Genomic DNA, 20465 nt, shown 5'->3' on the forward strand with positions numbered 1-20465 from the left:
GCGACGATGCGTAGCGATCTGATCAAAACCGGCCCCGACCGCGCCCCCGCGCGCGCAATGCTGCGCGCCACCGGCCTGCAGGATGGCGACATCATCAAGCCGTTGGTGGCGGTGGTGCACACGTGGTCCAACGTGAGCCCATGCAACCTCAATCTGCGCGATCTGGCCGAACATGTTTCGGCCGGCATTCGCGCGGCCGGCGGTACGCCGATCGAATTCAACACCATCGCCGTCACCGACGGCATCGCGATGGGCACGCCCGGCATGCGCGCGTCATTGATCAGCCGCGAGGTGATCACCGATTCGATCGAGCTGGCCGTGGACGGCCATTGCCTCGATGCGATGGTGGTGCTGTGCGGTTGCGACAAGACCATTCCTGCTGCCGCGATGGCGATGGCGCGCTTGAACATTCCTGCGGTCGCGTTGTACGGCGGCAGCATCGCGCACGGCAATCACAACAATCATCCCATCACCATCCAACAGGTGTTCGAAGCAGTCGGCGCGCATGGCGCCGGCAAGATCGACGATGCCGAACTGACCTCGGTGGAAAAGGACGCCTGCCCCGGCGCCGGTGCATGCGGCGGCCAGTTCACCGCCAACACCATGGCGATGGTGCTGCAGACGCTGGGCCTGTCACCGATGGGCTTCAACGACATTCCCGCTACGCATCCGGCAAAAGCGCACGCGGCGTTCCGTTGCGGCGAGCTGGTGATGGATTGCCTGCGCGAGCAACGCAAGCCGCTGGATATCCTGAGCCAGACAGCCTTCCGCAATGCGGCGCGCATGGTTGCGGCCACCGCCGGTTCCACCAATGCCGTGCTGCATCTGCTGGCGATCTCGCGCGAAGCCGGCGTGCCGTGGACGATCGAGGATTTCGAACCCGCTTCCGTGCACACACCGGTGATCGCCGATTTGATGCCGGGTGGCCGTTACACCGCGGTGGAATTGTTCGGCGCAGGCGGTAGCGCGCGCGTCGCGCAGGAACTGATCGCTGCGAACATGCTGGAAGACAGCCCCACCGTTACCGGTCGCACCTTGTTCGAAGAATGCACTGCCGCACCGCGTGCCGAACAGCAAGACGTAGTGCATCCGGTAAGCCAGCCACTGAAGCCGCGTGGCGGCTATTCGATTCTGTACGGCAATCTCGCGCCGGAAGGCTGCATTCTGAAACTCGCCGGCAAAGGCGCCACGCATTTCGAAGGACGCGCACGCGTGTTCGAAAGCGAGGAACAAGCTTTTGCCGCGGTGCAGGCAGGAACGCTGACGAAAGGCGACGTGATCGTCATCCGTAACGAAGGCCCTGCCGGCGGCCCGGGCATGCGCGAAATGCTGGGCGTGACTGCTGCACTGATCGGCCGTGGCCTGGGCGATGACGTCGCGCTGATCACCGACGGCCGCTTCTCCGGTGCCACGCATGGTTTCATGGTCGGCCATATCGCGCCGGAAGCAGCACGCGGCGGCCCGATCGCGCTGCTGCACGAAGGCGATCGCATCGTGATCGATGCGCAGTCGCGCACGATCTCCACCGACGCCGATCTCGCTACACGCCGCGCAAGCTGGCAACCACCCGCGCCAAAAGTTACGCGCGGCGCGCTCGCTAAGTACGCACAGTTGGTGGGCTCCGCCTCCGAAGGCGCCACCACAAACCTTTCCACACACGCAAACAAACCCACCGTCACACGTACCGACGCAGGAGTCACAGCATGAGCACCACCGCCACCACCGAAACGCTCGCCAAGGCGCGCATCGCCGTTCTTGGCTATGGCAGCCAGGGCCGCGCCCACGCGCTCAACCTGAAAGACTCCGGCCTGGATGTCGTCGTCGGCCTGCGCCCGAACGGCCCCACCTGGCACAAGGCCGTGGCCGATGGCTTCCATGTGGTCGAGCCGGGCGAAGCCGTGCGCGGTGCAGACCTGGTTGCCGTGCTGACGCCGGACATGGTGCAGCCGACGCTGTACAAGGAATCGATCGAGCCAAACATCAAGCCCGGCGCTGCGCTGCTGTTCGCGCATGGGTTGAATGTGCACTTCAAGCTGATCGAACCGCGCACCGACATCGACGTGGTGCTGGTCGCGCCGAAAGGCCCGGGCGCGCTGGTGCGCACCGAATACGAGCGCGGCCGTGGTGTGCCCTGCATTTACGCCGTGCATCAGGACGTGAGCGGCCACGCTGAAGAAAAGGCCACTGCCTATGCCGCGGGCCTGGGCGGCGCGCGCGCGATGCTGATCAAGACCGACTTCAAGGAAGAGACCGAAACCGATCTGTTCGGCGAGCAGGCCGTGCTGTGCGGCGGCGCCAGCGAGCTGGTGATGAAGGGTTTCGAAACACTCGTAGAAGCCGGCTATCAGCCCGAGATCGCCTACTACGAAGTGCTGCACGAACTGAAGCTGATCGTGGACCTGTTCTACGAAGGCGGCATCACCAAGATGCTGGAGTTCGTTTCCGAAACCGCGCAGTACGGCGATTACGTCAGCGGTCCGCGCGTGATCGACGCCGGTACCAAGGAGCGTATGAAGGCGGTGCTGAAGGACATTCAGGACGGCACCTTCACGCGCAATTGGGTCGCCGAGTACCAGGCCGGCTTGCCGAACTACAAGAAGTGGAAGCAGGCGGATCTGGATCACCCGATCGAGCAAGTCGGTGCCAAGTTGCGCGCGCGCATGGCATGGCTGCAGACCGGTGCCAAAGCGGGTCAGCCACCGCTGAAGAAGGTCGGTTAAACACCATGCGGCGCTCAGAGCCTGGTCAATGTCTCAGCGTGGTTCGCATAGCTCCTGAGTGGTTGTCAGGTGGTAGCGCGTGGCGCAGCGCCAGACTGCGGTGTCTGGTCAAGCCAGACGCTGCCGCATGGCGGCCACTCAGGGGCTATGCGGGCCGCGAGGAGGCATTGAACAGGCTCTCGCATCCCCCAGTCTCCGGCGAGTGAGCGCCGCATGGTTCCTTACAGGAATGTCTCCATGAAACGTTTCCACATTGCTCTTGCGGTTCGCGATCTCGGCGCTTCCATCGCCGACTACAGCGTGCGCCTCGGCCAACGACCGAACGTGGTGGTCGATGGCAAATACGCAATGTGGCGTACCGATCTGCTGAATTTCTCGATCAATCAAAGCGCCGAGCGCGCCGGCCAGTTGCGGCACATCGGCTTCGAGGACGACAGCGCAGAAGGCTTCACCAGCACACCGGATGTGAACGGCATCGAGTGGGAACACTTTTCCGCCAAGGCGCAGGACGAACGCATCGTGGAGATGTATGGCGTACCCGCCGGCGCTTGACGGGCACGCTTCCGAAAACGGCTTCGCTCTATCACCAACAGCAACACCCGCTTCAAACATCACAAGGGACCGACGTGAACATGCCACTGCTGAAACCCACACCCGCCGCCGATGCCGAACAGGTCATCGCGCGCCATCCGCTGGCAGGTACTGCCATAAGCGGTGCGGATGTCGTCGTACAGGTGCTGGCGGATGAAGGCGTCGAGGTACTTTTTGGTTATTCCGGCGGTGCAATCCTGCCCGTTTACGATGCGGTATTCCGTCATAACGCTGAACATCCGCGGCCCGACGGCAGCGAGCCGATGCCGCTGATCGTGCCGGCCAACGAACAAGGCGCAGGTTTCATGGCCTCCGGTTATGCGCGCGCGTCAGGCAAGGTCGGTGTGGCGATCGTCACGTCCGGTCCGGGCGCCACCAACATGGTGACGCCGGTGCGCGACTCCACCGCCGACTCCATTCCCATGGTGGTGATCTGCGGCCAGGTGGCCACGCAGGCAATCGGCAGCGACGCGTTCCAGGAAGCGCCGATCAGCAACATCATGAGCGCCTGCGCCAAGCATGTGTTCCTGGTAACCGAAGTGGAGAAATTGGAAGCCACTCTGCGTACTGCATTCACTATCGCACGCAGCGGACGGCCCGGTCCCGTGGTGGTGGACGTTCCCAAGGACATCCAGAACGCCAGCGTCGTGTTCGACAGCGAGAGCGAGTTGCCGCTACCCGGCTATCGCACTCGCCTGCGTGCGGTGGAGCAAGCGACCTTGAGCGATGCCGACTGCGCTGCATTCTTCCAGGCGCTGCTGCAGGCAAAGCGTCCACTGATCTATGCCGGCGGCGGCATCGTTGCCAGCGGCTCGGCAGGTGTGTTGCGCGAATTTGCCGATACGTTCGGCCTGCCGGTGACGACCACGCTGATGGGCATCGGCGGCTTCGATACCACGCATCCGCTGGCGTTGCACATGCTGGGCATGCACGGCACCGCCTATGCAAATTACGCGGTAGAGGATTGCGACTTTCTGTTTGCACTGGGCGCACGTTTCGACGATCGCGTCGCCAGTGTGCCGACGCAGTTCGCACCGAAGGCGAAGTTCATCGCGCACATCGATATCGATCCAGCCGAGATCAACAAGGTGAAGCATGCCGACTGGCATCACGTCGGCCCGCTGGATCGCGCGCTGCATCGCTTGACGCAATACGGCAAGGTGCATGGTCATCAGCCTTCGCTGGCCGATTGGCATGCACACGTTGCCGCATTGAAGCGCAAGCACGCGATGAACTTCGATCGCGACAGCGTACTGATCCAGCCGTACGCGGTGTTGGAAGAGATCAATCGTCACACGCAAGGTCGCGCCATTATCAGCACAGGTGTGGGCCAGCATCAGATGTGGGCGGCGCAATACCTGGATTTCCGCGGGCCGCGGCATTGGCTCACCTCCGGCTCGATGGGCACGATGGGTTTCGGCCTGCCTGCGGCTATCGGTGCGCAATTCGCGCAGCGCGATGCATTGGTGATCGATATCGACGGCGACGCCAGCATTCGCATGAATTTGGGCGAGCTGGAAACCGTCACCACCTACGACCTGCCGGTGAAGGTCGTGGTGCTCAACAACGTCGGCGACGGCATGGTGCGCCAGTGGCAGAAGCTGTTCTTCAAAGGCCGTTTCGCCTCGTCCGACAAGAGTCTGCATCGCAAGGATTTCGTGCGTGCCGCCGAAGCCGATGGCTTCGGTTGGGCTCGCCGTCTGGAACGCCGCGAGGACTTGGCCGCCACCATTGCCGAATTCCTGGCGTTCGAAGGGCCGGCGTTCCTGGAAGTGATGATCGATCCCGATGCCGGCGTGTATCCGATGGTCGGCCCCGGTGCCAATTATTCGCAAATGATCACGGGCGATTTCATTCCCGCGCGCACTGTCACGCATACCGGCGAAGCCGCCGCCTCCGACAGTTTCTGAATCCATTACTCGCTCAGCACAGCGCTACACACGATAGGAACAGGCCATGCAACACACGCTTTCCATCCTTCTGCAGAACGAAGCCGGCGCGCTGGTGCGCGTCGCAGGCCTGTTTGCGGCACGTGGACACAATATCGATACGTTGACCGTAGCGCCTACTGCCGATCCGGCGGTATCGCACCTCATGCTAACCGTACGCGGTGACAATGCCGCGCTCACGCAGATTCTTCAGCAGACGCGCAAGCTGGTCGACGTATTGCAGGTTCAACACGCGACCCACGCATGAACGCGCAGCTGGCGGACAAAACAGCGGAACCGAACGCCGCGGCGGTATTGCGACGCGCCGAATCGGCGCGCGTCTACGACGTGGCACAGCGCAGTGCACTGGAACATGCGCCGTTGTTGTCAGCACGCCTTGGTGCAGGTGTGTTGCTCAAGCGCGAAGACCAGCAGCCGGTGTTTTCATTCAAGCTTCGCGGCGCCTACAACCGCATGGCGAAGCTTGATGCAGCAGAACGCGCGCGCGGCGTCATTGCAGCCTCCGCCGGCAACCATGCGCAAGGCGTTGCACTCGCCGCTTCACGCTTGAAAATGCGTGCAACCATCGTGATGCCGGTGACGGCGCCGCAGGTGAAGGTCGATGCAGTGCGACGTTTTGGCGGTGCTTACACGGAGGTCGTGCTGCATGGCGACTCCTACAGCGACGCACAGACCGAAGCGCAACGCCTACGCGACGAACGTGACGCCACCCTCGTGCATCCCTTCGATGACCTGGACGTGATCGCCGGCCAGGCGACCGTTGCGCTGGAACTGCTTGCGCAGCATCAAGGCCCCTTGCACGCCATCTTCGTGCCGATCGGCGGCGGTGGCCTGGCGGCAGGTATCGCATCCGTCATCAAGGCATGTCGCCCCGAAATTCGCGTGATTGGCGTGCAAGCGCACGACGCCGATGCCATGGCACGCGCACTCGACGCGGGCGAACGCGTGGTGCTCGACGAAGTGGGCTTGTTCGCCGACGGTACCGCCGTGAAGCAAGTCGGATCGCTGACGTTCGCCCTATGCCGCCGCTACCTGGACGACGTACTGCGTGTGGATACAGACGCCATCTGTGCAGCCATTCGCGATATTTACCAGGATACGCGCAGCATTCCCGAACCTTCCGGCGCGCTGGCGTTGGCGGGCCTCAAGCAATACGTAGCGAAGCACGGCGCGGGTGACGGTGCGGTGGTCGCGGTCGTGTCCGGCGCGAACATGAACTTCGACCGCCTGCGCTTCGTTGCCGAACGCGCCGAAGTCGGCGAGCAGCGCGAAGCGGTATTCGCAGTGACCATCCCCGAACAACGCGGCAGCTTTCGTCGTTTCTGCAGTGCGCTGGGCCAGCATGCCATCACGGAATTCAACTATCGCATCGGCGATGCGCAAGCGGCACATATCTTCGTCGGCGTGCAAACCGCCAAACGCGGCGAACGCGAGGCGTTAGTCGAAGCGTTTCGCGCCAATGACTTCGGTGTACTCGATCTCACCGACGACGAACTGGCGAAGTTGCACCTGCGCCACATGATCGGCGGACGTTCTCCGCTGGCGCAAGACGAACGCCTCTATCGCTTCGACTTCCCCGAACGCCCCGGCGCACTGGCGCGCTTCCTGGATCGCATGCATCCGGACTGGAACATCAGCCTGTTCCACTATCGCAATCACGGCGCAGATTACGGGCGCATTCTGGTGGGCATCCAGGTTCCACCAAACGAACTTGCACTGCTGCAGGATTTCCTCGCCGCGCTTGGCTATCCGCACGTGGACGAAAGCGACAACCCGGCGTATCGCTTGTTGTTACGCGAGTAGACGACCGCGTAGCGACTCCTCGATGGAGTTGCCAGCGTCCAGTTCAAACACGTGGTTGTCGTAATCCATGAAGTAGAGCGCGGTGTCTTCACGCGCCATGAAATGTTCGACATCGAAGGTGGCCAGTTTGTCCGCATAGGTCCGCAGTTCGGGGCGACTCACTTCGAAGGCGATGTGATCGCCGTTGCGCGAGGGAGGTCCCTCGCCCTGCCGCAGCACGAACCAGACGCCGCCGAATTTCGCAAAGGTCTGCGGATGTCCTTCGTCATCGGGCTGGTCAGCAATCACTTGCGCGCCGAGCACGCCGGCGAATAGTTCGGCGGTGCGCGAAGGATCGCGCACGATAAGGGAGATATGTCCGATGAATGCACTCATAAAAACTCCACCCCGACGATATGGCCCTACCCCGGGCCATCTCTGGGCGCCAATGTACTACTGCTTCGATTAACGGCATAACGCTCGCTTTCCCGTAAACCGGGCACGCTACACTTGGGCCATGGCACCGACTTCCCGCAAGCGCCCGCGGCGCACCTCTCCCGCCCCAGTTCCCCATCGCTCGCGTGCTGCCACACCCGGCCGGGTGCAGCCTGCGCGTCCAGCCGACAGCTCGACCCGTGCCGCACGCGTCCTCGACGTTCTGCTGCAGAAACTGCCCGAACAGTATCGTCAGAAAGCGCACGACATCCTGGTGCTCACCCGCATGGATCGGCCCATCGGCGCCCTGCTTTTGCTGTGGCCGACCTGGTGGGCGCTATGGCTGGCCGCGGGTGATTTTCCCCCATGGAAGCCGTTGATCATCTTTACCCTGGGCGTGTTTGCGATGCGCGCGGCAGGCTGTGCCATCAACGACTACGCCGATCGCAATCTCGATCCACAAGTGGCACGCACGGCTGGACGTCCCATTGCTGCCGGCCGCATTACGCCACGCGAAGCCTTGATCGTATTCGCCGCGCTACTGGTGTTCGCCTTCCTGCTGGTGCTGCTCACCAATGCGCTGACCATCAAACTCTCTTTTATCGGCGCAGCGCTGGCTGCGCTCTATCCGTTCACTAAGCGCTACACCGACTTCCCACAGGTGGTGCTGGGCGCAGCATTCGGCTGGGCGATTCCGATGGCCTTCGCCGCCGTACTAAACACCGTGCCGCCCGTGGGCTGGCTGCTGTTTATTGCGAATATTCTGTGGTCGGTGATCTACGACACCGAATATGCGATGGTCGATCGCGATGACGACATCAATGCGGGCGCACGCTCCACCGCCATCCTGTTCGGCGATGCGGATCTTCCCATCATCGGCGTATTGATGGGCACGCTTGTGATTGCGCTGGTGATGATAGGCAATCGTGCGCACTTGGGTTGGCCGTATTGGGTGGCGATTGCCACAGTGGCCGGATTGTTCGGTTGGCAGCAATGGCTGATCCGCAACCGCGAACGCGAGGCTTGCCTGGCTGCGTTCCGGCACAACAATTGGGTGGGATTGGCGCTATGGATCGGTATCGTGCTTGCTTTGGCGATACGCTGATGCATAGGGCGGGGTGCAAACCCCAACATAGGGATGAATGCGTGCATGGCGAGGTTGGGGTTTGCACCCCAACCTACATCAGCGTCCTGGTATGGGGGCTCTCGCCAATGCCCAAACATCCACACGCGTCACGCCGGCTCGCTTCAAGACTTGCGCGCACTCTGCCAACGTGGTGCCTGTCGTAAAAACATCATCGAGCACGGCGATATGCGCCGGTAGTTTTTCGCGCTCGCGCAATGCAAATGCATTACGCAGGTTGCGGCGACGCTCCACTGCATCGAGTCCCGTCTGTGCATCGGTATGCCGCACTCGCTGCAGCACATCGTGGCGGCATGGAATGTTCAACGCACGTACAAGCGGTCGCGCTAGTTCCAACGACTGGTTGTAGCCGCGCTCGCGCAGGCGACGATGATGTAGCGGCACGGGAAGAATGAGTTGTGGCAAATCCGGAGGCCGCGGCTCGCGCTGCCACATCGTGGCAAGCACGCGTCCGGCGGCCAAGTCGCGGCTGAATTTGAAACGTGTTTCCAAGCGATCAAGCGGCCACGCGTAACGGAACGGCGCCCAGGCAGCATCCCACGGCGGCGCTTTGCGCTGACAACGGCCGCACAGCGATGTCGAGATCGGCAGTGGCAAGGCGCAGCGTTGGCAGCAATGCGTGTTGCGGGGTAACTCGGCTGCGCAGTCGGCGCATAAATCCATGCCGTTCGCGCCTGCATCGCCGCACAGAAGGCAACGCAATGGCAGCAGCCAGCGGTGCAGGTTGGAGAGCCAGCGGATGGGCGCATCCATGCGCTATATGAGGATGCGTCAGGTGTTGGGCTTGAACAACGCTGCGTCGAGGATCGACCAGAGGTGGATGATCCAACCCATCCAGAAGATCCACAGCACACCGGCCAGCACGAACATCAGCACCGCTTTTAGAAAGCGCCCCTGTACAAGCTGGCCCAGCCCCGGAATAAAAAGGCTGCATACGGCGGCGATGACGTTTCCGGCGCTGCCCTGACCTGCACTCATGGATCGACTCCTTCGATGGATGGTCCGCGGATGGTAAAGGCACTGCTGGCGTTCTGGAAATTTTCGCGGATTCGCGCCCGCCCGCCGGCACCCAAATGCACCATCGCCAACTTTCAGCCGGATCAGCCCGGCCGGCACCAGCGCTTGAAATTCGTTGATATGCGGCCTTTACACATAGATATATTGCGCGAAAATACGGGGCATCCAGACTGTCTCCAGTCGCATTGGGCGACCTTATGGAGACCCCTCATGAACATCCGAAACGTCTTGTTCGTTATGGCTAGCACGACCCTGGCAACCGTTGGAATTGCGCAACCTGCCCCACCTGCGCATGAGATGGCGATGGCTACCCAGAGCGCTCCGGCCGCCGCGCCAAAGCTGCAAGCAGCCATGCGCGCGCTATGGCAAGGGCACGTAGTACACACGCGCGAATATGCCTTGGCCGTACACGCTCACAACAACGCAAAAGCCAAGGCAGCAGCCGATGCGGTGGTCGCCAACGCCAAGCAAATCGCTGATGCGGTGGGTAGCTTCTACGGCAAAGCGGCGGGCGATCAGACACTGCAATTGCTCGCCGGCCATTGGGGCGGCGTCAAAGCACTCACCGACGCAAGCGCTGCCGGCGACACCGCTACCGAACAGAAGGCCATGGCCGATCTGAATACCAATGTCACTGCCATCGCGAAGTTCTTTTCCAGCGCCAACCCCAACCTGCCGGAAAGTGCATTGCAGAACCTCTTTGCTACTCACGTAGCTCATCATGCTGCGCAAATACAGCAGATCATGAGCGGCGACACCAAGGGCGAACAAATCACCTGGACTGAGATGCAAACGCACATGAACACCATTGCGGATGCATTTGCCGGCGGTATCGCCAAGCAATTCCCCGACAAGGCGCATTAAACGATGACGGCGCTCAGGCAACTCGGAACCACGCAGCAGCGCCTGTTACGGCAACTGCTGATGGCGAACGATGGCGGTACGGTGGAGTCGTTGTGTGCACAGTTGCACATCAGCCATAACGCCGTGCGTCAGCACCTGAGCGCCTTGATCGCGCGCCATTACGTAGAGCGTACGCAATCGAAGCCCAGCGGCGGGCGCCCTACGGCGTGCTATAGGCTTACTGAAGAAGGGCATGCGCTATTTCCACGCAACTACGCGACCATCGCCACTGCGTTACTAACGCAGTTGTATGAGCGACTTGGCGAATCTGCGATGGAAAGCACGCTGCGTGAACTCGGCTACGGCCTGGGCAGCCACGAAGTAGCACCATCGCCTGACACGCCGTCCAAGGACGTAGTGCACGATCTCGCGCAGAAGCTCGACACGCTTGGTTACGAAGCGACGGCCACGCAACGTGACGAGGAATGGCAGATCGAGGCTTTCAACTGCGTGTTCCACGCGCTGGCCAAGCAACACCCGCAAGTATGCAAATTCGATCTTGCTTATATGGAAGCTGCCAGCGGCCGGCGCGTTCACCATATGGAATGCATCGTCCGCGGCGGGCATGTGTGTCGCTTTCGGCTAGGGGTGCCGCTCCCCAAGAGTAAGGACGACGACGAAGAGTGATGACGTAGGCCGCGAGCGTACCGTCCGACACCGTGGCCGGTGTCGATCCGCAACACCGTCCCGTCAACCATTCGCTCGCGAATCGAGTTGACAGCCTATCAGGTGGCTCCCACACTGTGCGCCGGTTTCCCGGAGCCCTCCCATGACTGCAGCCGCTCTTCGCCACGACTGGAGCCGCGACGAAGTCGTCGCCCTGTTCGCCCTGCCCTTCAACGAGTTGCTGCATCGCGCGCATAGCGTGCATCGCGAGCACCACGACCCGAATGCGGTGCAGGTGTCGACCCTGCTGTCGATCAAGACCGGCGGCTGCCCGGAGGATTGCGGCTACTGTCCGCAGGCCGCGCGTTACCACACCGGCGTGAAGGCGGAAAAACTGATGTCCGTGGAAAGCGTGGTCGCTCGCGCGCAGGCCGCCAAGAATGCCGGCGCCAGTCGCTTCTGCATGGGCGCCGCTTGGCGCAGCCCGAAGGACCGCGACGTCGCCCAGGTAGCGGAAATCGTCTCGGCGGTGAAATCACTCGGTCTGGAGACTTGCGCAACACTCGGCATGCTCACCGGCGAACAGGCGCAGACGCTGAAGCAAGCCGGCCTCGACTACTACAACCACAACCTGGATACCGCGCCGGAGTTCTACGGCGAGGTCATCCACACGCGCCAATATCAAGATCGCCTGGATACGCTGGAACACGTGCGCCAGGTGGGCCTGAAAACCTGCTGCGGCGGCATCGTCGGTATGGGTGAGAAGCGCGAGCAGCGGGCGGGCCTGCTACAGACGCTGGCCAACCTGCCCGAACATCCGCAATCGGTGCCGATCAATCAGTTGGTGCAGGTGGAAGGCACGCCGCTGCACGGTACCGAGGCGCTCGACCCGTTCGAATTTGTTCGCACGATTGCGGTTGCGCGCATTCTGATGCCTGCATCGATGGTGCGCCTGTCCGCCGGCCGTCAGCAGATGGACGACGCGGTACAGGCGCTGTGCTTCTTTGCCGGCGCCAATTCGATCTTCTACGGCGAAAAGCTGCTGACCACTGGGAACCCGGACGTGGAGCACGATCGCGCGCTGTTCCGCCGTCTCGATCTGCATGCACTGGAAGTGACGGAAGACACCGACACTGTGCACGCGGACATTCTCGAAACGGAAGCGAGCGGCTGCGGACAGGGCTGTGGCTGCAGTGCTGCGGCCTGATCTGCTCGAGCGTTTGGCCGTCCAAACGACCGAACGCGCGCAGGCGCAACTGCAACGCCGCCTGCGCACCATTAGCCGAGTCGAAGGGCCTTTCGTAGAAAGTAGTGGGCAACGCTTGCTGGCTTTCTGCACCAACGATTACCTGGGCCTGGCCCAGGATTCCCGCCTGATTGCTGCCTGGAAGCAGGCCGCTAACGAGAGCGGCGTAGGTAGCGGCTCCGCACATCTCATCTGCGGCCATCGGCGTGAGCATGCTGAACTCGAAGAAGCCTTGGCCGCGTGGACCGGTCGCGAACGCGCCCTGCTGTTTTCTACAGGCTACATGGCCAACCTCGGCGTGATGCAAGCGCTGCTAAAGCATGGCGAGCTGTGCGTGCAGGACAAGCTCAATCACGCCTGCCTGCTCGACGGCGCGCAACTGGCTGGTGCAACGTTGAGGCGTTATCCGCATGCCGATGTCGACGCTGCCGCACGCCAACTGCACAGTGATACCGAGGCTTGCGCCTTACTTGCCACGGACGGCGTATTCAGCATGGATGGTGATATCGCACCGCTGCGTGAACTCGCCGCGCTATGCACGCGCGAAGGCGCAACGCTTATGGTCGATGATGCACACGGTTTAGGCGTGATCGGCGACGATGGTGCCGGCAGCGTTGCGGAAGCGGGCCTGCGCGAGCGCGATGTACCGGTGTTGATGGCGACGCTGGGCAAGGCGCTTGGATGCAGCGGCGCGTTTGTCGCCGGCTCGGCCGCTTTGATCGATGGCCTGATTCAATTCGCGCGCACGTACATCTACACCACCGCCATGCCACCCGCATTGGCAGCAGCGACACGTTGCGCCGTCACCCTTGCACGCACAGAAAGCTGGCGCCGTGAAAAGCTCAATTCGCTGATCCACCGTTTTCGCCGTGGTGCAGAGCAACTAGGTCTTCCATTGATGCCTTCGCGCACGGCGATCCAGCCGCTGCTCCTCGGCGATGCTCAGCGCGCCCTGGAAGCGTCGTGGGCTTTGGAAGCAAAGGGACTGCTGGTGGTGGCCATTCGCCTACCCACCGTGCCGCAAGGGCAGGCGCGCCTGCGCATCACGCTGACGGCCGCGCATGAGGAAACACATGTGGACCAGCTGCTGGAGGCTCTGGCATCCCTGCGGCTGGCGGACGCCTCGGTATAATTACGCTTCGTACGCCCATTCTTTGCTATGTCGATCCTGAATATCTCCGCCTACCGCTTCGTCAGCCTGGACGATCTGCCGGCGCTGCGCGAGCGCATGCTGGCGCAATGTCATGCGCTTGCGCTGAAAGGCACGATTCTGCTGGCGCCGGAAGGCATCAATCTTTTTCTGGCCGCGCCGCGCGAAGCCATCGACGCCTTCATGGAATGGTTGCGTAGCGACACACGCTTTGCTGGCATGCAGGCGAAGGAGTCGCTTTCCGACGACGTGCCGTTCAAACGCATGCGCGTGCGTCTGAAGAAAGAGATCATCACGCTGCGTCATCCGACGATTCGCCCCGAAGGCGGTCGCGCGCCGGCGGTGGATGCCGCCACCCTCAAGCGCTGGCTGGACCAGGGACACGATGACGAAGGGCGGGACGTCGTGTTGCTGGATACGCGCAATACCTACGAAACCGATGTGGGCATGTTTCCGCAAGCTGTGGACTATCGCATTGCGAGTTTTACCGAACTGCCATCCGTCGTAGCGACCGACCGCTCCCGCTATGCAGAAAAGACTATCGTGTCGTACTGCACGGGCGGTATTCGCTGCGAAAAGTTTGCGCTATACATGCAGGACATCGGCATGGAACGCGTATTTCAGCTGGAAGGCGGCATTCTTAAGTACTTCGAAGAAGTGGGCGGCGCGCACTGGCAGGGCGACTGCTTTGTGTTTGACGAGCGCGGTGCCGTGGATCCCGCGCTGAGCCCAGCCCCCTCACCTCAATCCTCTCCCCAAAGTGGAGAGGAAGACATCTGCGCATGAGCCTGTATATCGACACCCAAGGCAGCGGCCCGATTCCGCTGGTGATGCTGCACGGCTGGGCCATGCACGGCGGCATCTTCGGTCCGCTCGTCGACGTGCTACGCGAACACTGCACGATGTATCTAGTCGATCTGCCTGGTCACGGCTTTTCGCGCGATTGCGGCCTGCCGCTGGAGCCGCAGGTTTGCGCACGCGCCATTGCCGACGCCACGCCGTCGGCGATCTGGCTGGGTTGGTCGCTCGGAGGACTGGTTGCTCTGCAGGGTGCATTGGATTTTCCGGAACAGGTGCGCGGCCTTGCCATGCTATGCGCCACACCGCGTTTTGTGAGTGCTGATAACTGGCCGCAAGGACGTGACCCTTCACTGGTGCGCCAGCTCGCCACCGATCTGGAAACCGACTACCACGCCACCATCGAGCGTTTCCTCGCCCTGGAAGTGATGGGCAGTCCCGATCCACGCGGCGAACTGCGCAAGCTGCGCGGCGAGGTGTTCGCGCGTGGCGAACCCGATCTGCGGGTGCTGCAGGAAGGTATCCGCCTACTGGACGAGACCGACTTGCGCGCTTGCCTGCCGCGCCTGACTCGCAGCAGTTGGTGGAGCGCCGGGCGCCTCGATCGGCTGGTGCATCCTTCTGCAATGGAATGGTCCGCTCAAACCAGCCAAGGCGAATTCCATGTGATTGCGCGCGCCGGGCACGCACCTTTTCTGAGTCATGCGGAGGCCGTCGCGCAAACGCTGCGGCCCTGGCTGGAGGCGAACGCATGAGCGATTTCCAGATCGATACACAACGCGTACGCACCAACTTCAGCCATGCTGCAGCTAGCTACGAACAGCACGACGCTTTGCAACGCGAAGTGCAGCAGTTACTGCTGGAACGTTTGGACTTCTATCTACAACAACCCGAGCGCGTCATCGACGTAGGAGCAGGCACTGGCCGCGGCAGTGCGTTGTTGAAGAAGCGCTATGGCAAGGCACAGGTGATTGCCGTGGATGCGGCGCTGCCGATGCTGCGTACCGCCAAATCGCACGCCAGCTGGCTTAAACCGTTCATACGCGTGTGTGGCGATGCGACCGCTTTGCCTTTGCCTGATCACAGCGTCGACGTGCTGCATTCCAATCTGTGCTTCCAGTGGATCGACGATCTACCTGCTTTGTTTGGCGAATGCGTGCGCGTGCTGAAGCCCGGCGGCATGCTGCTGTTTTCCACCTTTGGCCCCGATACCCTGCGCGAACTGCGTGCGGCATGGGCGGCAGTGGACCAGCATTCGCACGTCGGCCGCTTCCTGGATATGCACGACCTGGGCGACGCGATGATCACAGCCGGCCTGCGCGATCCCGTGCTGGACGTGGATCGTTTCACGCTGACTTACAGCGAGCCAAAAGCGTTGTTACGGGAGCTCAAGGGCCTGGGTGCCACACATGCCGACCGCGGCCGTGAGCGCGGCCTTACCGGCAAAGGGCATTTCCGAGGCATGCTGGCGGCATACGAATCCATGCGCGTGGATGGCCGCATTCCCGCTACGTGGGAAGTGGTAACGGCACATGCCTGGGGTCCACCGCCCGGGCAATCCCGCCGTGCGAAAGGCGGCGGCGAGATTGCCAGTTTTTCGATCGACAGCCTGCGCGGTTCGCGTCGCCGCTGATTACTTCTGCGGCGCGGCTGCACTGGCGGCTGGCGCCGGCGCGGTGGAAGCCGGCGAAGCATTTTCACCCTGCCGCTGCTTGGGCAGATAGGTCATGCTCACGTTGCCGGTGCCCGTGAAATAGGCGGTGTTGGTGTTGTAGGTGAGCTTGTCGGCATGCGCCTCGCCCATGCCCTGCTGGGTGACTACGGCGTTCGGCTGCAGCACGGCGATGCCGTTGATGTTGTCGTAATCCAGCGTCGGTGCTTCGCCGGTCATCAAATGATTGTTGTCGTCCAGCTGTTCGATGTGCGCCGGGCGACCTTTCATGACGATGCGGCTGACCTGGCTGTCGGCATCCAGGTAGAGCTGGGCGACATCGCCCTTGGCCTTCATGGTGCCCTGTGTGACCACCACGTTGCCGGTCAGCGTAGTGATGGTGTTGGGCGCATTGAAACCGTTGACCGACGCTTGCGAGGTGGTCATCGGCTGGTTGCGATCGCCAGTCTTGGCGTGGGCGGCCATGGGCAGGAAGAGTGCCAGCGTGGCGCATAGCCAGAGCATGGAGACGCCATGTCGCATACAGGGTTCTTGGAACGGCTTCATGTGTGGCGTCTCCTTCGTCCGGTCATCATCGTCATTCTATTGAGTTTTTTGTTGCTGACTAACATCCAGAAACTGAAACAAAACCTCAAACAGCCCCTCCCCCTGCTTGCAGGGGAAGGTTGGGAGGGGGTGAACACTTGCGGGAAAATTTCCGGCAAGTACTCACCCCCCGCCCTCCCCTGCACGCAGGGGAGGGGGCGGCTCTTCGCAAGGATGTAGATCTACGCGCTCTCAGCGCTTTGTCGCGCACACCTTGTGCCTAAAGCATTCCACCAGGTGATCGTTGACCATCCCTGTCGCCTGCATGAAGGCATAGCAGATGGTGGTGCCAACGAAACGAAAACCGCGCTTTTTCAGCGCCTTGCTCATGCGATCGGACACCGGCGTGCTGGCCGGCACTTCACCGCGCGCGTGCCAGGTATTGCGGATAGGCTTGCCATCGACGAATGACCACAGATAAGCATCGAAGCTGCCGTGTTCGTCGATCGCTTCCAGGGCCACCTTGGCGTTGTCGCGCACGGAAGTGATCTTGAGGCGATTGCGAATGAGTCCTGGATCGAGCAGTAGCTTTTCCAACTCACGATCCTTCATCGCGGCGACGCGGGCGATGTCGAAATCATGGAATGCGTGACGGTAATGATCGCGTTTATGCAAGACGGTGCGCCATGAAAGGCCGGCTTGCGCACCTTCCAGGCACAGGAATTCGAACAGGGCGCGATCGTCGTGCAACGGTACGCCCCACTCAGTGTCGTGATAGGCCTGCATCAACTCACCATCAGCTGCCCAGTGGCAGCGTGTGCGTGCGGTCGCCATTGCTCTTCCCTTCGACTCGAAGGATCGCAGGATACCGCCACACCGCTCAGGACAGCCAACTCAGTGCGAGATCTCCAGGCTGCAGTGTGCTGCACCAGCGCTCCGGCAACTGAGGTGCCTCACGCGGACTTTCTTGCCCACCACCGCCGCACCGAGCAGGCCTTCCACATAGCCACCATAAAATCTGCACCCGGAACGGCCGCCCGGCTCGCACAAAGGGCTGCGGAGTACGTGCACATGCACGCCACGCTGTTCGATATCAGCCAGTTGGCGCAAGGTGGGTACCGCTATGCGCCTGATCGCGTCACCCAGGTTTAGCAGCGGCCCGTCGGTATGGTCTCGCTTGTAGATCCATGCACCCATGCGTCGGCCAGTTAGAAACAACGACGGCTCACGCGCAGAATCAGCCACGCTGTTTTCCAACATGGTCAGCCCGGCATAGACATGCGGAAAATCCTGTATCAGTTGCGGGAACAGGCCTTCGATTTGCACGATGTCAGCGGCGACCGCAAAAGGAACCTCGACCGCTCGTAACGGCGTATTCGATGGCGCCACGGCAATCGCCGTCGCCTCTTCGCAAAGAGCCGCTTCGAAGCTGCGCACGCGGCGATGCGTACCCAGCATTTCCTCCAATGCAAAACGCTGCTCGGATGGACCACGCACAACCATGGATAGCCACGCACCACGCCCATCGTGCGTAAGACGCTGACGCAGCAGTGCATAGTGATTCGCGGTGATGACTTGCCCAAGCTCCAAAACCAAGCCCTCTCTCTGATCGGAGAGAACTTGTATTTCCAGCTCGATCATAGGCCCCCCTGTGGCTCGATGCTGGGTGACGCATAGTTACCGAGCGGCAGAATGAGCGATTTCCGGCATGCAAGCCGTGATTGGCTTCAAAATTCGTTGCGCATGAGTGGACGTACGTCGCATACGGCGCATGTCGTGCCGCCATAGTCGTGCGTACATTCCCGTGAGACACAGGGTGACGCGATCATGACAGCTACGCCTTTCGCACCTAACGGAAAGGCGCAGCCATGGATTGGCTCAAAAGATCGCCCAGCTCTGGAAACAGACCCATTGCACCCCGCGCCTATCCGGCTCTTTCACCAGGGCAGCGCGTCGATATCCACATTACCGCCAGTCAGCACCAGACCGACCCGATGGCCGGCGAAACGTTCGCGCTGCTTCAGTACCGCGGCGAACACGGTGGCGCTCGATACCTCTACTACCAGCTTCAGCGTCTGCCATAGCAGCTTCATGGCAGCAATGGTTTCTTCGTCGCTTACGGTGATGATGTCCACGCGATGTTCGTGCAGAGCCTGCAGATTCGGCTCGCCAATCAACGCTCGCAGCCCATCGCAGATCGTGTCGGGCGTGAAGTGCTCGATGCGTGCGCCACGCGCCAGCGATTGCGCTGCATCCGACGCGCCCGACGGCTCGGCACCGTACATGGCGATGGTCGGCGAGATGCTGTGCGCGGCAATCGCGCAACCGGCCTGCAAACCGCCGCCGCCGATGGGCGTGATGATTGCATCCAATCCCTCGGTCTGCCGCAGCAGTTCCAGCACCAGCGTTCCCTGCCCTGCCATCACGCGTGTGTCTGCGTAGGGATGCACCATCACCGCTCCAGTGGCTTGCTGGATTTCCGCAGCCTTGGCTTCGCGCGCAGCAATACTTGGTGCGCAACGATGCAGTGTGGCACCCGCCTGCTCGATCGCCTCCACCTTGGCACGAACGGCACCCTCGGGAACGATCACGTGAGCGGTGATGCCGCGCGTAGCCGCTGCCATGGCCAATGCGTTGCCATGATTGCCGGAGGAATGTGTTACGACGCCGCCTTTTACCTCCTCGTCGCTCAACGACCACACGGCGTTGCATGCGCCGCGGAATTTGAACGCGCCACCGCGCTGCAGGTTTTCGCACTTGAAGTGCAGCTGCGCGCCGACCATCGCATCCAACGATGCATGCCGCAGCACGGGTGTCAGCACCGCATGCGGCGCTATGCGCGCACCGGCGTCGTATATGTCATCCGGGCTCGGCAGTCGCACGCTCATGTCCGATCGATTTCCACGCCGCAACGGAATACGCGCTCGGCGCCCGCCTCCAGCCGAATGGCATCCGCGCAATCCGGACGATTGAACGCATTGGACATGCTTTCCATCGGTTCCAGCGCCACCGCCCGGCGCACATCGCGACTCACCGTGTCGGCGGTGAACACCAGCACCACGCCGTGCTCCTGCCACATGCTGACGCGCAAGCCGCTGGCCGGATCGCGCAGACGCGTGCGCACGCGACCATCGTCATCATGCACGAGATCTGCGTAGGCATGATCGATCTTGGTCTCGCCGATCGGCTTGACCTTGCGGAAATCCAATGCTTCGGGCGCCTGATCCAGTGATTGGAAAGCATCCACGCCCGGCAGGGGAATCAGCTCGTCTGAGGTGCGAACAAGCTGCTTGGCGGGTACCTGCAACTCCCATGTGTCCAGATCGCCGTCGAAGCGAAAGTAAGGGTGCCAGCCGAAGAAGCATGGTGCAGCTGTGTCGCCGATGTTGCGCATGCTCACCGCCAGCGACAAACCTTGCGCATCGAGCGTATAGGTCACCGCCAGATCGATCGCGAAGGGGTAACCGGGAAACACGCCAGGACGAATCACTGACGTGATGAATGTGATCTGCACACTATCGGCATCGACATGCTGACTGGCGACATCAAAATCCACGGTGCGCACAAAGCCGTGCCGGATGCCGCGCTGCGCGTCCACGCCGGGCTGCATGTCGTACGACTTGCCGTCGAACGTATAGTGCGCATCGGCGATGCGATTGGCGAATGGCGCCATGATGGAAGAACGCGAACTGGGGCAGCGCACCAGTTCCTCGGCATCGCGATAGCCGTCGATCAGCTCATAGGTAACGCCATCGATCGTTTGCTCGAAAGACACCAGGTTGGCACCACGGCGCGCCACGCGGGCACACCGGCCATGCTTGGCGTCGCGCAGAACGAACATGTCATGCGTACCCCACTGGGCCTTTTCGATACTGAATGCGCTCATCCGCTTGTCCTGTCGATCAAAGGGCCTCATGTTAGCCTGAC

22 protein-coding genes are annotated in these 20465 nt (G+C 61.8%); 14 read left to right on the top strand and 8 right to left on the bottom strand.

The genetic code is table 11. The features are described from left to right. Positions 1–6: 6 nt before the first annotated feature. The 6 genes from ilvD to ilvA all read left to right on the top strand — a co-directional run bounded on the left by ilvD (position 7) and on the right by ilvA (position 7063). Positions 7–1707 (top strand): dihydroxy-acid dehydratase, encoded by a 1701-nt coding sequence (gene ilvD / locus QQJ86_RS09310; RefSeq protein WP_284320655.1) that lies wholly within the window; start codon positions 7–9, stop codon positions 1705–1707. After that, the gene (ilvC, locus tag QQJ86_RS09315; RefSeq protein WP_284320656.1) at positions 1704–2720 is read left to right on the top strand and encodes a ketol-acid reductoisomerase; all 1017 of its coding nucleotides are present in this window, start codon (positions 1704–1706) and stop codon (positions 2718–2720) included. The genes ilvD and ilvC overlap by 4 nt, the downstream gene beginning before the upstream one ends. A 237-nt stretch (positions 2721–2957) precedes the next feature. After that, positions 2958–3272: a VOC family protein gene (locus QQJ86_RS09320; RefSeq protein WP_284320657.1), complete on the top strand. Its 315-nt coding sequence runs from the start codon at positions 2958–2960 to the stop codon at positions 3270–3272. 80 nt (positions 3273–3352) lie between these two features. Further along, complete coding sequence (ilvB, locus tag QQJ86_RS09325) at positions 3353–5221, top strand: biosynthetic-type acetolactate synthase large subunit (RefSeq protein WP_284320693.1); 1869 nt, start codon at positions 3353–3355, stop codon at positions 5219–5221. Between the two features lie 46 nt (positions 5222–5267). Further along, positions 5268–5507, top strand: coding sequence for an acetolactate synthase small subunit (gene ilvN / locus QQJ86_RS09330; RefSeq protein ID WP_284320658.1), 240 nt, complete (start codon positions 5268–5270; stop codon positions 5505–5507). Beyond that, positions 5504–7063 carry a threonine ammonia-lyase, biosynthetic gene (gene ilvA, locus QQJ86_RS09335; RefSeq protein WP_284320659.1) on the top strand — a complete coding sequence of 520 codons (1560 nt, stop codon included), beginning with the start codon at positions 5504–5506 and terminating at the stop codon, positions 7061–7063. The genes ilvN and ilvA overlap by 4 nt, the downstream gene beginning before the upstream one ends. Here the strand turns inward: ilvA and QQJ86_RS09340 are convergent. After that, positions 7052–7438 carry a VOC family protein gene (locus tag QQJ86_RS09340; protein WP_284320660.1) on the bottom strand — a complete coding sequence of 129 codons (387 nt, stop codon included), beginning with the start codon at positions 7436–7438 and terminating at the stop codon, positions 7052–7054. The two genes, ilvA and QQJ86_RS09340, sit on opposite strands and share 12 nt — an antisense overlap. A 121-nt stretch (positions 7439–7559) precedes the next feature. On the opposite strand from QQJ86_RS09340, the gene ubiA reads away from it, so the two are divergent. Then, positions 7560–8582: a 4-hydroxybenzoate octaprenyltransferase gene (gene ubiA, locus QQJ86_RS09345; protein WP_284320661.1), complete on the top strand. Its 1023-nt coding sequence runs from the start codon at positions 7560–7562 to the stop codon at positions 8580–8582. 78 nt (positions 8583–8660) lie between these two features. Here ubiA and QQJ86_RS09350 read toward each other — a convergent pair whose 3' ends face one another. Further along, positions 8661–9374, bottom strand: a complete 714-nt coding sequence (locus QQJ86_RS09350) for a ComF family protein (protein ID WP_284320662.1) — start codon at positions 9372–9374, stop codon at positions 8661–8663. Between the two features lie 18 nt (positions 9375–9392). Next, positions 9393–9599: a hypothetical protein gene (locus QQJ86_RS09355; RefSeq protein ID WP_284320663.1), complete on the bottom strand. Its 207-nt coding sequence runs from the start codon at positions 9597–9599 to the stop codon at positions 9393–9395. A 249-nt stretch (positions 9600–9848) separates the two neighbouring features. Here QQJ86_RS09355 and QQJ86_RS09360 point away from each other — a divergent pair, with 249 nt between their 5' ends. From QQJ86_RS09360 to bioC, 7 genes are all read left to right on the top strand, one after another. Beyond that, on the top strand, positions 9849–10502 hold the full coding sequence (locus QQJ86_RS09360; RefSeq protein ID WP_284320664.1) for a hypothetical protein: 654 nt from the start codon (positions 9849–9851) through the stop codon (positions 10500–10502). 3 nt (positions 10503–10505) lie between these two features. Continuing rightward, a complete protein-coding gene (locus tag QQJ86_RS09365; protein WP_284320665.1) occupies positions 10506–11168 on the top strand; it encodes a helix-turn-helix transcriptional regulator in 663 nt (220 codons plus the stop codon). 142 nt (positions 11169–11310) lie between these two features. After that, positions 11311–12354 carry a biotin synthase BioB gene (bioB, locus tag QQJ86_RS09370; protein ID WP_284320666.1) on the top strand — a complete coding sequence of 348 codons (1044 nt, stop codon included), beginning with the start codon at positions 11311–11313 and terminating at the stop codon, positions 12352–12354. Beyond that, a complete protein-coding gene (gene bioF / locus QQJ86_RS09375) occupies positions 12341–13525 on the top strand; it encodes an 8-amino-7-oxononanoate synthase (protein ID WP_284320694.1) in 1185 nt (394 codons plus the stop codon). Before bioB ends, bioF begins: the two co-directional genes overlap by 14 nt. Before the next feature lie 27 nt (positions 13526–13552). Then, positions 13553–14329, top strand: coding sequence for a sulfurtransferase (locus QQJ86_RS09380; protein ID WP_284320667.1), 777 nt, complete (start codon positions 13553–13555; stop codon positions 14327–14329). Beyond that, positions 14326–15096, top strand: a complete 771-nt coding sequence (bioH, locus tag QQJ86_RS09385; RefSeq protein WP_284320668.1) for a pimeloyl-ACP methyl ester esterase BioH — start codon at positions 14326–14328, stop codon at positions 15094–15096. Before QQJ86_RS09380 ends, bioH begins: the two co-directional genes overlap by 4 nt. Beyond that, positions 15093–15974 (top strand): malonyl-ACP O-methyltransferase BioC, encoded by an 882-nt coding sequence (bioC, locus tag QQJ86_RS09390; protein WP_284320669.1) that lies wholly within the window; start codon positions 15093–15095, stop codon positions 15972–15974. The genes bioH and bioC overlap by 4 nt, the downstream gene beginning before the upstream one ends. Here bioC and lptA read toward each other — a convergent pair whose 3' ends face one another. The 5 genes from lptA to QQJ86_RS09415 all read right to left on the bottom strand — a co-directional run bounded on the left by lptA (position 15975) and on the right by QQJ86_RS09415 (position 20424). Next, complete coding sequence (gene lptA, locus QQJ86_RS09395; protein ID WP_284320670.1) at positions 15975–16559, bottom strand: lipopolysaccharide transport periplasmic protein LptA; 585 nt, start codon at positions 16557–16559, stop codon at positions 15975–15977. It abuts the gene before it with no gap. Positions 16560–16790: 231 nt separating this feature from the next. Further along, positions 16791–17372, bottom strand: a complete 582-nt coding sequence (locus QQJ86_RS09400) for a DNA-3-methyladenine glycosylase I (RefSeq protein WP_284320671.1) — start codon at positions 17370–17372, stop codon at positions 16791–16793. A gap of 60 nt (positions 17373–17432) precedes the next feature. Then, positions 17433–18179 (bottom strand): 4-vinyl reductase, encoded by a 747-nt coding sequence (locus QQJ86_RS09405; RefSeq protein WP_284320672.1) that lies wholly within the window; start codon positions 18177–18179, stop codon positions 17433–17435. 296 nt (positions 18180–18475) lie between these two features. Beyond that, a complete protein-coding gene (locus QQJ86_RS09410; protein WP_284320673.1) occupies positions 18476–19426 on the bottom strand; it encodes a pyridoxal-phosphate dependent enzyme in 951 nt (316 codons plus the stop codon). Next, the gene (locus QQJ86_RS09415; RefSeq protein ID WP_284320674.1) at positions 19423–20424 is read right to left on the bottom strand and encodes an aldose 1-epimerase; all 1002 of its coding nucleotides are present in this window, start codon (positions 20422–20424) and stop codon (positions 19423–19425) included. The genes QQJ86_RS09410 and QQJ86_RS09415 overlap by 4 nt, the downstream gene beginning before the upstream one ends. Positions 20425–20465 lie beyond the last annotated feature (41 nt).

It is taken from the genome of Dyella acidisoli (assembly GCF_030160295.1).
Classification (GTDB): Bacteria; Pseudomonadota; Gammaproteobacteria; order Xanthomonadales; family Rhodanobacteraceae; genus Dyella_B; species Dyella_B acidisoli.

Excerpts from the sequence above, each read along its gene's own strand:
- lptA (WP_284320670.1), bottom strand. The coding sequence starts at position 16,559 with ATGAAGCCGTTCCAAGAACCCTGTATGCGACATGGCGTCTCCATGCTC.
- QQJ86_RS09415 (WP_284320674.1), bottom strand. The coding sequence starts at position 20,424 with ATGAGCGCATTCAGTATCGAAAAGGCCCAGTGGGGTACGCATGACATG.
- ubiA (WP_284320661.1), top strand. The coding sequence starts at position 7,560 with ATGGCACCGACTTCCCGCAAGCGCCCGCGGCGCACCTCTCCCGCCCCA.
- QQJ86_RS09340 (WP_284320660.1), bottom strand. The coding sequence starts at position 7,438 with ATGAGTGCATTCATCGGACATATCTCCCTTATCGTGCGCGATCCTTCG.
- QQJ86_RS09320 (WP_284320657.1), top strand. The coding sequence starts at position 2,958 with ATGAAACGTTTCCACATTGCTCTTGCGGTTCGCGATCTCGGCGCTTCC.
- bioB (WP_284320666.1), top strand. The coding sequence starts at position 11,311 with ATGACTGCAGCCGCTCTTCGCCACGACTGGAGCCGCGACGAAGTCGTC.
- bioC (WP_284320669.1), top strand. The coding sequence starts at position 15,093 with ATGAGCGATTTCCAGATCGATACACAACGCGTACGCACCAACTTCAGC.
- ilvC (WP_284320656.1), top strand. The coding sequence starts at position 1,704 with ATGAGCACCACCGCCACCACCGAAACGCTCGCCAAGGCGCGCATCGCC.
- QQJ86_RS09350 (WP_284320662.1), bottom strand. The coding sequence starts at position 9,374 with ATGGATGCGCCCATCCGCTGGCTCTCCAACCTGCACCGCTGGCTGCTG.
- bioH (WP_284320668.1), top strand. The coding sequence starts at position 14,326 with ATGAGCCTGTATATCGACACCCAAGGCAGCGGCCCGATTCCGCTGGTG.
- QQJ86_RS09380 (WP_284320667.1), top strand. The coding sequence starts at position 13,553 with ATGTCGATCCTGAATATCTCCGCCTACCGCTTCGTCAGCCTGGACGAT.
- QQJ86_RS09410 (WP_284320673.1), bottom strand. The coding sequence starts at position 19,426 with ATGAGCGTGCGACTGCCGAGCCCGGATGACATATACGACGCCGGTGCG.
- QQJ86_RS09365 (WP_284320665.1), top strand. The coding sequence starts at position 10,506 with ATGACGGCGCTCAGGCAACTCGGAACCACGCAGCAGCGCCTGTTACGG.
- QQJ86_RS09405 (WP_284320672.1), bottom strand. The coding sequence starts at position 18,179 with ATGATCGAGCTGGAAATACAAGTTCTCTCCGATCAGAGAGAGGGCTTG.
- ilvB (WP_284320693.1), top strand. The coding sequence starts at position 3,353 with ATGCCACTGCTGAAACCCACACCCGCCGCCGATGCCGAACAGGTCATC.
- QQJ86_RS09355 (WP_284320663.1), bottom strand. The coding sequence starts at position 9,599 with ATGAGTGCAGGTCAGGGCAGCGCCGGAAACGTCATCGCCGCCGTATGC.
- QQJ86_RS09360 (WP_284320664.1), top strand. The coding sequence starts at position 9,849 with ATGAACATCCGAAACGTCTTGTTCGTTATGGCTAGCACGACCCTGGCA.
- ilvN (WP_284320658.1), top strand. The coding sequence starts at position 5,268 with ATGCAACACACGCTTTCCATCCTTCTGCAGAACGAAGCCGGCGCGCTG.
- ilvA (WP_284320659.1), top strand. The coding sequence starts at position 5,504 with ATGAACGCGCAGCTGGCGGACAAAACAGCGGAACCGAACGCCGCGGCG.
- QQJ86_RS09400 (WP_284320671.1), bottom strand. The coding sequence starts at position 17,372 with ATGGCGACCGCACGCACACGCTGCCACTGGGCAGCTGATGGTGAGTTG.
- ilvD (WP_284320655.1), top strand. The coding sequence starts at position 7 with ATGCGTAGCGATCTGATCAAAACCGGCCCCGACCGCGCCCCCGCGCGC.